Here is a 13,140-nt window from a genome sequence, read left to right on the forward strand (position 1 = left end):
AATCCAATAGCTTCGATTTCGTTTATTAGAAAGTCTACTGTGTCTTTTAAAGTTTCTCCTTTTTTAACATGTTTTACAGCTAAAGTGTAGCGTTTGTTTCTTAATATTATGTATATTGAAGCATAAGCATGAAATTGACTAGTTCCTTGTTTAGGTTTGGTTTTTATGGTATCACCATTGTTTTTTTCCTTTCCATAATAAGGAATGTTAACAAAATCAATAGCAAAGATGTTTCGTTTCTTACGCACGGTTTTAATCCCATGAATCTTTAAAGATTCATTTAAACTCTGCTGAATTCCATCTAAATTAATATTACGAAGCCTATATCTAATTGTTCCTTCTGAAGGAGCATCAATACAAAGATTACTAACATTACTAACACTAGTTCGAGAAGCAGCAGCATTAAGAAGATGATGAACAATCGTTTTATCATTATACACAGCATTAGGGGCTGATTTCAACTTTAACATATCTTTAACCACATTCACCGAAAGATTTAATACATCATCATTCAATAATATCTTATGTGGTGTGTTGTTTTTTGTTTGCATACATAATAATACACACCACCATAATATTAATACTTTACGAACTACTGATAATTGATTGATTAGAGGATTGAAGGAGATAAACAATGAATATGACAGAAATGGTAGAAACTATTGTTTATAAAAACAAAAAATATGAAAAAAAAGAAGAAGAAATAGTATCTGATGAAACCATAAATTTAGTTATCAATGATACTCTAACAAGAAATTTTTCAATCAGTCCAAATCATTTAAAAGATTTCAGTATAGGTTATATGCTAGGAGAAGGATTAATAACCAGTGTGGATAATGTTGAAAATCTTGAAATAAATGAGAACAAAATCATAGCTACCATTAATTTAGAAGATTTTGACATTAGAAAAGAGCTTGTAGTGGGGTCAGATTGTTTTGGAGGGTGGAGAACTAAGATTGATCTTATAAACAAGGTAGAATCAAATTTCACAGTTGAACCTAAAGAGCTATTAGAAAACATTGAAAATCTCCGAAAACGTGCTATCACTTGGAAAAGGACAGGTGGAACTCATGTAGCGGCATTAATAAATAATATTAGTGTCAATGAAGAATTTATTCTAAGAGAAGATGTTAGTAGACATGTTGCTGTAGATAAAGTAATTGGAGCAGCAGCTCAAAAAAAAATAGATTTTAAAAATTCATATATCATATACAGTGGACGAATGCCAGCAGATATGTTAATAAAAATAGCTAGAGTGGGAATACCATTAATAGCTTCCAATGCAGCCCCAACTTTTTCAGGGTACAGTGTTGCAAATGAAGCTAATATAACAATGATTGGATTTGTAAGAGATCATAGATTCAATGTTTACACTCATAGCAGTCGTGTTAATTTCCAATCTCCATAAATCTAATAAATAACCAATAGAATCGGAAACAACTGATGAATAAATAGTGGAATAATGAATATAAACAATATAAAAAAGAATATAATAAATAATAGAATAAACAAATATTAAAGAATATAATAGAATATAATAGAATAAAGAAATATTAAATAATAAACTTTTTATTAATAATATTTAAAATAATATTTTCAATGCAATGATTTCAAATAAAATTACTACTAACTTTATTTCATATCCACATTACAACTTATCATGAATCATAATCTTAAAGAAGTTAAAAAAGGAGATGGAAATATGGAAGATAAGCCAAAACTATATAAAAACATAAGAGATAGATTTGAAGAATACGGAGATGTTTTAGCCGAACTTGGAAAAATTAGTAGTGAAGAAGGGCCTATAGATAAAAAAACATCCCATTTGATAAAATTAAGTGCAGCAGCAGCTATTAGGTCAGAAGGGGCTGTACATAGTCATGCAAAACGGGCTCTTGCAGCTGGAGCTAGTGAAGATGAGATATATCATTCATTAATACTTATAACCAGTACCATAGGATTTCCAACAGTAGCTGCAGCTATATCTTGGGTTGATGACATTGTTTATAGTAAAAAAGGATAAAATATTATATCTGATAAAAAATAGTAAATATTATTTAGTTAATAGAATTATAAAAGAATAAAATGCAAAATGATTATGAATATGAGAAAAAGAAAGAGTAAAAATAATTATCTATTCTAAAACAGTGTGCCTATTCTTTAAATCATTCTCAGTTTTACCCATTTTATGCATCAATTCACTTATAAGACCATCAAGGAAGATCAACGATGTTAATTCAAAAGCAGTTCCCAAAGGAGTTAAAGAAGTATAATTCCCATCAATTTGTCTTTTAATGTAATCTTCATTATCAATATCTACTTTAGTTCTTCCTTTAACCAATAAAATTGAATCAGCCAAACTTCCTAATGTTGATTCAGGATAAGAAGTTAAAACTAAAACTTTTGAACCTCTATCTTTAGCTATTCTAACTGCAGAAACTATAGTATTTGTTTCACCAGAACCAGAAATAGCTAAAATAGAATCATCTTCAGAGATAGCTGGAGAAATGGTTTCTCCCACAACATAAGTACCTATTCCTAAGTGCATCAATCTCATAGCAAATGCTTTAGCTACAAGACCAGATCTTCCAGCACCAATAACAAATATATTATTAGATTTTGTTATAACATCTAAAAAATTACTTATTGTGCTCTCTTCAATATAATCTGTAGCCAGTTCAATATTTTTCAAAATTTCCTCAATAGCTGTCTTCATCAACATGCTCTTAACCTTATATCTATTAATATAATAACAAATAAACATCCAATAATAAATACACAATAGAATAGTGACATTAATAAATAAAACATGGATAACTATGTATTAATGCTATAAATAATCAACAATCTTGATTAAGCTTATTGATTTTATCACTTCATATACTGTATACTTTATTTAAATATAATTAAGTTTATTAATTTATATTAAATTTATTATTTTATATTACTTTATTTAAATATGATCAAACTTATTAACTTATATTAATTTTATCACTTTACATTAATTTATTTAAATATAATTAAGTTTATTAATTTATATAAAATTTATTTAAAAAGATGATTCGATTTAAAATTATTTATTATATAAAATTTATTTAAAAAGACGATTTGATTTAAAATTATTTATTATATAAAATTTATTTAAAAAGATGATTTAATTTAAAATTATTTATTATATAAAACTTATTTAAAAAGACGATTTAATTTAAAATTATTTATTATATAAAACTTATTTAAAAAGACGATTCGATTTAAAATTATTTATTATATAAAACTTATTTAAAAAGACGATTCGATTTAAAATTATTTATTATATAAAATTCATATTGAGAAATGAATTTCATGAAATTAAAATAAATTATAAAAAAATATTAAAATTATATTTAAATAAATTAATGTAATCATGGAAAATTTACCAAAAATATTTATAAATGATAAAAAATGAAGATTAATCCTCAAATAAGCCTGGAAATTAATGGGAAATCTTATAGTTATAGCATATTTGAATCATTAGATTCATTATCTAGAACAAAATCTCAAAGAAAAACAGCTAAAGAATTAAATATAGCTCATTCTGTTTTAAATAGAAGAATCAAGAATGCAGAGAAAAATTTAGGATTTCGATTAGTTAATATTCGAGGGTCTAGATCTTATTTAAGCTTAGAAGCTGTCAATTTACTTAATAGATATCAGAAATACGCAAATAGTCTAAAAAAAGATGAAAAAATAGCTATAGCCGGAGGACATATTGTAACAGGTCTTTTAGAGTCTATTAGTGAAAGTTTACCATGTGAGATAGATATTTACAGTAGTAGTGATCAAAGTGCGTACAAATTGGCAAAACGAGGATTTATAGATATTTTAGCTTTAGATGATCCTTTAATAGCCTTTGTAAATGATTTAGACTTCACAGCTATCGCTTATGATCATTTAGTGTTAGTTTCAAATGATAATTTTAAGAATGATGGCAAAAATACTATTAAAAACATTGAAGACTTAAAAAACTTAAAATTTGTTTCTGTCCATGGAACAGCCCAAAGATTAGCTTGGAAGACATTATATGAAAATAACATCCCCTTTAAAATTGTAAAAGAAGTTAGGTCCGAATTTGATGCTTTTAAAATTGTTAAAAACTCAAATGACTTATATACATTTTTAAATGCTAGCTACTTTAAAGGAGAAAATATTTTAAAAAATGAGACACAACATGTAATTAGCCTTGTTAACATTGATAATAATCTAAATAAAGATGATGAAAATGATGATACAAATAACTTGAATCAATTAATTGAATATATTATTAATGAATGTCAAGAATTAATTGCTAATCAAGGTTTTAAACCCATTAAACCTTGGAAAATTCCAAAATAATCAATGAAAAATAAAAAAATTAATATTATATAAATTTTAAAATACAATTAGATAAAAATAATTATTAAATGCAGAATTATAGGAGTTATCTATATGAATTTGGAAGGAGTTATCATAGGACTAGGAGCACTTTTAATTATAGGGTTATTACATCCTGTTGTTATAAAAGGAGAATATCATATTGGAAAGAAAATATGGCCAATTTTTCTTTTTGGAGGTATTGTCTCCATTATAATATCATTATTTATAGAAACAAGTGTGATTTCTGCATTAATTGGAGTATTTGGTTTTTCATTATTGTGGAGTATACATGAAATTTCACAGCAAGAAAAAAGAGTAGAAAAAGGATGGTTTCCATCGAATCCAAAAAAGAAAAAATGAAATGTGAAAAATATATTTTACTTTTCATTTGGACTCATTAGCTATTGAATATTTTACAAACAAATGAAAAATAAATAAAATACCAAATAACTTATCAAAAAAATAAACAAACTATCCAACCAAAATATCCAAAAAAAACTATCCAAAAAAAAATAAACAAACTATCCAACCAAAATATCCAAAAAAAACTATCCAAAAAAAATAAACAAACTATCCAACCAAAACATCGAAAAATAGCTAAAATACCTAAACTTAGCCAATAAAATAGATAAAATATCTAACTAAGACATCCAAATAAAACATTAAATAAATAATCAAAAAATGTAGGTAGTATTAATCAATAAAGCTAATAAAAGAATTATGAGGGATTTTGTTGAAGAAAAAAAGGGGTTTACTGGCAATTGGACATACGGCATTAGATTATATAATAAAAGTGAAAGAGTTTCCTGTGGCTAATGCTTCTGCTTCTATAGAAACTATGAAAAATCTTTATGGGGGAGCAGCAGCCAATGTAGCTATGGTAGGGGCAACTATAGGCCTTAAAACATCTCTTGTATCTGCAGTAGGAAAAAATTTTATAGACTCTGAATATCATAAACAAATGCAAAAATTGAATATTGATACAGAATCCTTAATCATATCCAAAAATAAGGATACTCCAACAGCTTTTGTTTTAACTGATGAAAACCAGGATCAGATTAGCTATTTTTACTTGGGAGCTGGAAAAGAATTTAAAAAATCAGCAATACCACTAAAAGCTATTAAAAAAGTTGAAGTTGTTCATTTAGCTACTGGAGATCCAGATTTCAATTGTAGAAGTGGTATTGCATCTAAAAAAGAAGGAAAAATAGTTTCATTCGATCCAGGACAAGATTTACATTTGTATGATAATAAAAAACTCAAAGAAGTAATAAAAAACTGTAACATATTATTTGGAAATCATTTTGAAATTGAAAGAATATTGGATTCTCTATCTGTAGACATAGAAGGGTTAAAAGAATTGGGTCCAAGTATAATCATTAAAACATGCGGCAAAGATGGTAGTGTTATATATAATAACCATGAAAAGATCCGGGTAGATTCAGTATATCGCCCAGCTACTGACCCTACAGGAGCTGGAGATTCTTATAGGGCCAGTTTTATCCATAGTTATTTAAATGGAGATTCTCTAAAAGACTGTGCTAAATTTGCATCATCTGTTTCTTCATTTATTGTAGAAAAAAAAGGTTGTCAAACTAATATTCCAAATTTTAAAGAAGCAAAAAGTAGGATGAGAGATTTTTATAACTTAGATGATTAATAAATAATTTAATATTTTTTAATGTAGGACTGGTATATAATGATCTAATTTAATTAAATATGTCAGATACATTAAATAGCTATATCCATGAATCTTATATGACGAATTTTATAATGATGTTTATAAGCATCATATTTATCAATATTTACAAATATATATTTTTGTTTTTAAAAGCATTTTAATTTATAAAAGCATTATTTTTTGATTAAGATTATAAATAATAAAAAGAAAATTCAAAATTACGACTAAAATGGATGAAATAAATAAAAAATATGGAAAAAAAATCAAAGGATAAAGAAGAGATATATTATGTTGTATCGTGAAATGGAAAAAACTGGAGATAAATTATCCATTTTAGGGTTTGGATGTATGCGTTATCCCAGAAAAAATGGAAGAATTGATTTTGAAAGAACTAAAAAACAAATAATATCAGCTATTGATAATGGAATTAACTATTTTGATACTGCTTACATGTATCCTGGGAGTGAAGAAGTTTTAGGGAAAATTTTATCTGAAGGATACCGAGAAAAAGTAAAAATTGCAACAAAATTACTGATGATTGTGATCAAAACAAGAGAAGACATGGATAAAATGTTTGAAAAACAATTAAAAAGACTTCAGACAGACTATATTGATTATTACATGTTACACAGTATTAATTTGGAACAATGGGAAAATTTGAAAGATAATGGATTAATAGAGTTCATTGAAGAAGAACAGAATAAAGGAAGAATACTTAACATTGGTTTTTCATTTCATGGCAATGTTTTTGATTTCAAAAAATTAGTGGATGACTATGATTGGGATTTTTGCATGATTCAATACAATTACTTAGATGAAAATTATCAAGCAGGTAAAGAAGGTTTAGATTATGCCTCCTCAAAAGGCTTGGGAATAATAGCTATGGAACCACTAAGAGGGGGTATGTTAGTAGATAAGTTACCTGATTCAGCCAAAAAGATTATTGAAAACTTCCACATCAAGAAAACACCGGCAGAATGGGCATTACGTTGGCTATGGGATAATCCAAATATAAATGTAGTGCTTTCTGGAATGAATAGAGAAAAAGACGTTGCAGAAAATATAGCTATTGCATCAAATGTTCAACCAAATTCTTTAAAAGATGATGAAAAAGAAATGATAAATGAAGTTAAGGAAGAATTCAAAAATAGAATAAAAATAGACTGCACTGCTTGCGGTTATTGTTTACCATGTCCTCATGGAGTAGATATACCAATGGCTTTTTCAAGTTTGAATGATAAAGCTATTTTTGGAGGAATGAAATCAAATATACAGTATTTAATGACAACAACCGAAAACGATTCATTAGCATCTAAATGTAATGAATGTGGAATATGCGAGAAAAAATGTCCTCAAAATATAGCTATTGTAGAAGAACTAAAAATAGCTAATTCTGATCTTGAAAAATGGTATTTAAAAATAGTACTCCGCATAGCGAAGATATTTATGCCTTTGTTTTAGAATTTAAAGATAATTTAAAGATAATTTAAGGATTTTTAAATGTTATCTAATTATAATTCTAAAAATTAATACATCTTATAATTATACCATATATGGCGAATTTTTGTAAGTGTTATTTGCATATTATATTTCAAATTTTAAGCAATATACCAATAATAAAAAGCATCAATTTCACTTTAAATTAATCAAGTATTCTTTAAAAATATGTTATTAATCCAATAGCTATTGGTATGAAAAAATAACATTCATATGAAATTAATAGATGGATTTATAAACTATAACATCAAAATAAACATTACAATCAATTAAGATTAAATTAAATTCAAATAAGAATTAAAAATTTAAATGATAATTGAAAAAGTTTAAAAGTATTATTTAAAATAATTGATAAAAAAATAAAAAATTAATTTTGAATAATAAATCTTAAAAATTTATTAAATATAAATTAAGTAAAATTAAATAATGTTGATTAAAATTAAATAAAATTAAATAATATTAAATAATGTTGATTAAAATTAAATAATATTAAATAATGTTGATTAAAATTGATTAAAATTAAACGATATTAAATAATGTTGATTAAAATTAATTAAAGTCGGCTAATATTGACTAAAATCTACTAATATTAAGAAAAATTAAGTAAAATAATATTATCAAGTGATATCATGACACAATTTGAAGATGCGAATAAAGGAATAATAACTGATGAAATGAAAGCTATAGCTAAATCAGAAAATGTATCAGAAGAGTTTATACGAGATTCTGTAGCTAAAGGTACGATTGTTATCCCTTCCAATGTGAACAGAAAAGTTAACCCATCAGCTATTGGTGCAGGACTTAGAACAAAAGTTAATGCGACCATTGGAACATCAACAGATATTGTTGATTTCGATGAAGAAGAAAAAAAAGCTCAAATAGCTATTGAAAATGGTGCTGACACATTAATGGAACTTAGTATTGGTGGAGATTTAGATGAAATCAGAAGAAGAATATTAAAAATGTCTGATATCCCAGTAGGTAGTGTTCCAATTTATCAAACAGCTATTGAAACAATACGAAAAACTGGTTCTGCCATTGAAATGGAAGAAGAAGATATGTTTAAAAACATTGAAAAGCAAGCGAAAGATGGTATAGACTTTATGGCTATTCATTGTAGTGTAAATATCGAAACACTAGCTAGACTTAAAAGACAAGGTAGAAAAGGAGGGCTTGTATCTCGGGGAGGAGCTTTCATATCTGCATGGATTGTTGAAAATGAAAAAGAAAATCCTTTATACTTAAACTTCGATTATATTCTAGAAATAGCTAAAGAACATGACGTTGTACTTTCTCTTGCTAATGCAATGAGGGCTGGAGCAATAGCTGATTCTACAGATAGGGCTCAAGTTCAAGAACTTATCATTTTAGGAGAATTAATTGACAAAGCAAGAGAAGCAGGTGTTCAAGCCATGATAGAAGGTCCAGGACACATCCCATTAAATGAAATTCCTGCTAATGTTACAATCCAAAAGAAACTCTGTGGAAACTCTCCATTTTATATGTTAGGACCAATTGTAACTGATATATCTCCAGGTTATGACCATATTTCATCTGCAATAGGAGCAGCAGCTTCAGCTAAAGCAGGTGCCGACTTCATATGTTACGTTACCCCTGCAGAACATTTAGCTCTTCCAGGACCAGAAGATGTCAAAGCCGGAGTAATAGCTACTAGAATCGGAGCATATGTTGGAGATATGGCTAATGGAATTCATAATGGTGAGAAAGACTTAGCTATGGCAAATGCTAGGAAAAAACTAGATTGGGAAGCTCAATATGCAGCAGCTATTTGTCCAGCTGATGCAAGAAGAATAAGAGAAAATAGACCTCCTGAAGATCCTGAAACATGTACAATGTGTGGAAGCTATTGTGCAGTAAAAATAGTCAATGAATGGTTAGATAAAGCTGACCCAAATGGTTCACTTTGGAATATATAACTTTTTAACATACTTTTTTTATTTTTTTATTAACTATTTTTTTTATATAAATAGCTATTTAATAGCTATTAAAAATGGAAATTTTAGGATATATTATTTATTAAATATGAATAATATATAAGTTATAAAAAACAAATATTATTATATAATTTGGACAATTCATGTCCTTTTTTTATCATTTATAATCATGTGTAAGGTTGGTGAGTTGTGTAACTATCCTTTAACTCTATCTAATTAGGAAGTATATAGCTATTACATTATGGAGTATTAGAACTATCACTAATACAAGTGATAGTATACTTTCAAATGGCAACACTATCACCTCCCACTTACTTAGTAAAAGTAAAAGACTTACACTTTGGTGAAAAAATAGTACTTGCCTTCTACTTTCCTTGAATAAACAGCATATTATACCGTTTTGTTCAACTATAGTATTTTACTAGCTATTAACTCACCAATCCTACAATAACTATTAGATTGTTAAAGTATAAATATTTATATATGATAAAAAACAATATATTAAATGGTGAAAAAGGTACTTGCCTTTATAGCTAGCTTATTATAGCTAGCTACTTACTTCTTATTTTTTATTAATTTTAACTAATGTCCACTAATAGCATTTATTTACGTTTATTTCTTTAATTTGTAAATATTCTGTTTTGTCAAGCCGACCCTAACGGCTCGCTTTTGAATATCTAGCTTTTTAACATACTTTTTTTATTTTTTTATTACTATATTTTTATATAAACACTAGTTAAATAGCTATCAAAAATAAAAATTTTAGAATATATTTTTAATAAGTATGAATAAGATATGAATTTATAAGTTATAAAAAACAAATATTATTATATAAATTAGACATTCATGTCCTTTTTGTTATTTATAATCATGATGTAGGTTGGTGAGTTGTGTAACTATCCTTATACATTAATTTAATTATCTTAATATCTATTTTTATTGAATTCCATCACATAATATTATATTTTTAATAATAATGATTTATTTCCATATTTTTCTAAATATTATGTTTAACCTTAGTTCTATAATCCTCATTATTTTATTTAATTAAATAATCTAATTAAACATTGCATGTTTAATTTTAGTAATTAATTCAAGTCTCTATGTTCTTTATATTAATTTTAATACATTTTTCATTATAAAAATGGCTTGATTATTTCATTTTTAAATATAAAAATATTTATAAGAACCTAAAATAAATCTAATATAATATTTATTGAGAAAATTTTAATGTTCTATTTTTAGAACCTAAAAATAAATCTAATATAATATTTATTGAGTAAATTTTAATGTTCTATTTTTAGAACCTAAAAAAAATCTAATATAATATTTATTGAGAAAATTTTAATGTTCTATTTTTAGAACCTAAAAATAAATCTAATATAATATTTATTGAGAAAATTTTAATGTTCTATTTTTATTTTAAATAAATAAAATAATTTATATTGATATAATTAATTTAAAATAATAAATTAGTGAATTATGCAACTTTTACAGAGATTTAATTAAATTCAAATTATAACTAATTATTATACTGGTGATGAAATGAAACATTGGATAGAAAGAATAGCTGATGAGTTAAAAGAATGGGACACAGAAAAACATGTCATTGCAAGTGGTACCTCTATATCAGGATCAATACATATTGGAAACTCATGCGATGTTTTTATAGCTAATGCTATTGGAAAGGAATTGAAGAAAAATGGGGAAAATACTGAAACCATATGGATAGCTGATGATCATGATCCTCTTAGAAAAGTTCCACACCCTCTACCAGAAAATTATGATAAATACCTCGGTATGCCTTACTCCAATATCCCATGTCCAGATGGATGTTGCAGTAATTTTGTAGAACACTTTGAAAAACCTCTTCTAGATGTTTTAGATGATTTTGGAATAGAACTAACCCCTCATTCTGGTTTCGAGATGTATAAAAGTGGTAGCTATGATGAATACATTAGAATAGCTTTAAAAAACGCTGCTGAAATTAGAGAAATTTTCAACCAATACAGAGAACATCCTCTAGCTGAAGACTGGTTACCTTACAATCCTATTTGTGAAGAATGTGGGAGAGTTAACACAACAACTAGCTATGGTTTCAATGAAGACATCATATCTTACAAGTGTGATTGTGGTCATGATGGAAATATGGATATAACAACAGGAAATGGAAAACTAACTTGGAGGGTTGAATGGGCAGCCAGATGGAAGATATTTGGAGTTACATGTGAGCCATTTGGAAAAGATCATGCCGCCAGTGGAGGCTCTTATGATGTTAGTAAAATAATATCAGAAAAAATATTCAACTATAAAGCCCCTTATCCTGTTCCTTATGAATGGATTACCTTAAATGGAGAAGCAATGTCTAAATCCCATGGTGTTTTCTTCACTCCAAAACAATGGTTAGAAATTGGACCAGCTGAGAGCTTAAACTATTTCATATTTAGAAGTAAACCAATGAAACACAAAGATTTCTCACCAAACATGGCATTTTTGGATTTCATGGACCAATTTGACAAGGTTGAAAAAGTTTTCTTTGATGAAGAAGAAGCTCCATCTGAGAAAGAAGGTAAAAAATTCAAAAAGATATATGAAATAGCTCAAATTCATGAAAATGAGGAAACACCATTTAGGCCACCTTATAGATTCCTAACTGTAGCTTATCAAATAGCTAAGAACAATCCAGAAAAAATATTTGAAATATTAAAAAGGAATTCTCAGTTAACTAAAAACTTCCAAAACAAAGAATTTGGAGACTTAAGTTCTAATGAATTACGACAATTTGAAGAAAGAATTGAAAATGTTATAAATTGGCTGGAAAAATATGGACCAAAATTTGTTAAATTCCAAGTTAGTAAAAAAATCCCAAGACTACCATTAACTGAAGATCAAGAAGCATTTTTAAAAGACTTAGCTATTCTCATAGAAGAAAATGAATTCAATTCAGCTGAAAAACTTCATGATGAAATGTATGAAATCTTAAATAGCTATGGTTTAAAACCACAAAAAGCATTTCAAGCTATTTATAAAATAATTCTCGGACAAAAACAAGGCCCTAAAGCAGCTTCATTCTTATTATCTTTAGATAAAGACTTTTTAGTTAAAAGGTTGAAATTAGAAGCATAATAAAAAAATATTAAAAAAGCTATTACAATAAAAAATGAGTCATGGGCAAAAGTCAAATTTCTAGAAAATTTAAGCAATGAAATTTATTTCCTAAATCTTTCATTCATTAATACTTTTTTTCTACCATAACTCGTGTTTACAACATTAATAACTACAAAATTAGATTACAGTCCCCTATTATAAATAATACAATGGAAAAACTAAAAAAAAGCGATAAATATGAGTCACTCCTTAAACAAAGGGAAAAAGAATATTAACATGACAATAATAAGCAAAAAAAATAAAATGATATTATATTCTAAAACATTATTTTTGGGAAAAATTTAATATTCTTAATTTTAATTAAAATAAATATTTTTTAAAATATAGTCCTGAAAGAAAAGATTCTAATCAATGGTTTATTGGAATATTAATCTATTTCATAAACATAAGTTGGTATTATCTTTAATTTTTAAAATAATCTTTAATAATTTTATTATTAAAAAAATA

At 26.3% G+C, this 13,140-nt stretch carries 9 protein-coding genes and 1 pseudogene; 8 read left to right on the forward strand and 2 right to left on the reverse strand.

Features of this window, described 5'->3' with window-relative positions; all coding sequences use genetic code 11:
* A pseudogene (locus MBCUT_RS08025) lies at positions 1 to 551 on the reverse strand (hypothetical protein); the annotation flags it as partial.
* Positions 552 to 634: 83 nt separating this feature from the next.
* Here MBCUT_RS08025 and fdhD point away from each other — a divergent pair.
* Positions 635 to 1,408: a formate dehydrogenase accessory sulfurtransferase FdhD gene (fdhD, locus tag MBCUT_RS08030; RefSeq protein ID WP_245634972.1), complete on the forward strand. Its 774-nt coding sequence runs from the start codon at positions 635 to 637 to the stop codon at positions 1,406 to 1,408.
* Between the two features lie 252 nt (positions 1,409 to 1,660).
* Positions 1,661 to 2,023, forward strand: coding sequence for a carboxymuconolactone decarboxylase family protein (locus MBCUT_RS08035; RefSeq protein WP_245634973.1), 363 nt, complete (start codon positions 1,661 to 1,663; stop codon positions 2,021 to 2,023).
* A 111-nt stretch (positions 2,024 to 2,134) separates the two neighbouring features.
* On the opposite strand, the gene hxlB is transcribed toward MBCUT_RS08035, so the two are convergent.
* A complete protein-coding gene (gene hxlB, locus MBCUT_RS08040) occupies positions 2,135 to 2,722 on the reverse strand; it encodes a 6-phospho-3-hexuloisomerase (RefSeq protein ID WP_067260170.1) in 588 nt (195 codons plus the stop codon).
* Between the two features lie 719 nt (positions 2,723 to 3,441).
* On the opposite strand from hxlB, the gene MBCUT_RS08045 reads away from it, so the two are divergent.
* The 6 genes from MBCUT_RS08045 to lysS all read left to right on the forward strand — a co-directional run bounded on the left by MBCUT_RS08045 (position 3,442) and on the right by lysS (position 12,651).
* A complete protein-coding gene (locus MBCUT_RS08045) occupies positions 3,442 to 4,371 on the forward strand; it encodes a LysR family transcriptional regulator (protein WP_067260171.1) in 930 nt (309 codons plus the stop codon).
* A gap of 93 nt (positions 4,372 to 4,464) precedes the next feature.
* Positions 4,465 to 4,752, forward strand: coding sequence for a DUF4491 family protein (locus MBCUT_RS08050; protein WP_067260172.1), 288 nt, complete (start codon positions 4,465 to 4,467; stop codon positions 4,750 to 4,752).
* A 373-nt stretch (positions 4,753 to 5,125) separates the two neighbouring features.
* Positions 5,126 to 6,052, forward strand: coding sequence for a carbohydrate kinase family protein (locus MBCUT_RS08055; RefSeq protein ID WP_067260173.1), 927 nt, complete (start codon positions 5,126 to 5,128; stop codon positions 6,050 to 6,052).
* A 309-nt stretch (positions 6,053 to 6,361) separates the two neighbouring features.
* Positions 6,362 to 7,534 (forward strand): aldo/keto reductase, encoded by a 1,173-nt coding sequence (locus MBCUT_RS08060; protein ID WP_067260174.1) that lies wholly within the window; start codon positions 6,362 to 6,364, stop codon positions 7,532 to 7,534.
* A 665-nt stretch (positions 7,535 to 8,199) separates the two neighbouring features.
* The gene (gene thiC / locus MBCUT_RS08065) at positions 8,200 to 9,507 is read left to right on the forward strand and encodes a phosphomethylpyrimidine synthase (RefSeq protein ID WP_067260175.1); all 1,308 of its coding nucleotides are present in this window, start codon (positions 8,200 to 8,202) and stop codon (positions 9,505 to 9,507) included.
* 1,563 nt (positions 9,508 to 11,070) lie between these two features.
* Positions 11,071 to 12,651, forward strand: coding sequence for a lysine--tRNA ligase (gene lysS, locus MBCUT_RS08070; RefSeq protein WP_067260176.1), 1,581 nt, complete (start codon positions 11,071 to 11,073; stop codon positions 12,649 to 12,651).
* Positions 12,652 to 13,140: the final 489 nt, after the last annotated feature.

It is taken from the genome of Methanobrevibacter cuticularis, assembly GCF_001639285.1.
Lineage (GTDB): Archaea > Methanobacteriota > Methanobacteria > Methanobacteriales > Methanobacteriaceae > Methanobaculum > Methanobaculum cuticulare.

Excerpts from the sequence above, each read along its gene's own strand:
- fdhD (WP_245634972.1), top strand. The coding sequence starts at position 635 with ATGAATATGACAGAAATGGTAGAAACTATTGTTTATAAAAACAAAAAA.
- MBCUT_RS08035 (WP_245634973.1), top strand. The coding sequence starts at position 1,661 with ATGAATCATAATCTTAAAGAAGTTAAAAAAGGAGATGGAAATATGGAA.
- hxlB (WP_067260170.1), bottom strand. The coding sequence starts at position 2,722 with ATGTTGATGAAGACAGCTATTGAGGAAATTTTGAAAAATATTGAACTG.
- MBCUT_RS08045 (WP_067260171.1), top strand. The coding sequence starts at position 3,442 with ATGAAGATTAATCCTCAAATAAGCCTGGAAATTAATGGGAAATCTTAT.
- MBCUT_RS08050 (WP_067260172.1), top strand. The coding sequence starts at position 4,465 with ATGAATTTGGAAGGAGTTATCATAGGACTAGGAGCACTTTTAATTATA.
- MBCUT_RS08060 (WP_067260174.1), top strand. The coding sequence starts at position 6,362 with ATGTTGTATCGTGAAATGGAAAAAACTGGAGATAAATTATCCATTTTA.
- thiC (WP_067260175.1), top strand. The coding sequence starts at position 8,200 with ATGACACAATTTGAAGATGCGAATAAAGGAATAATAACTGATGAAATG.
- lysS (WP_067260176.1), top strand. The coding sequence starts at position 11,071 with ATGAAACATTGGATAGAAAGAATAGCTGATGAGTTAAAAGAATGGGAC.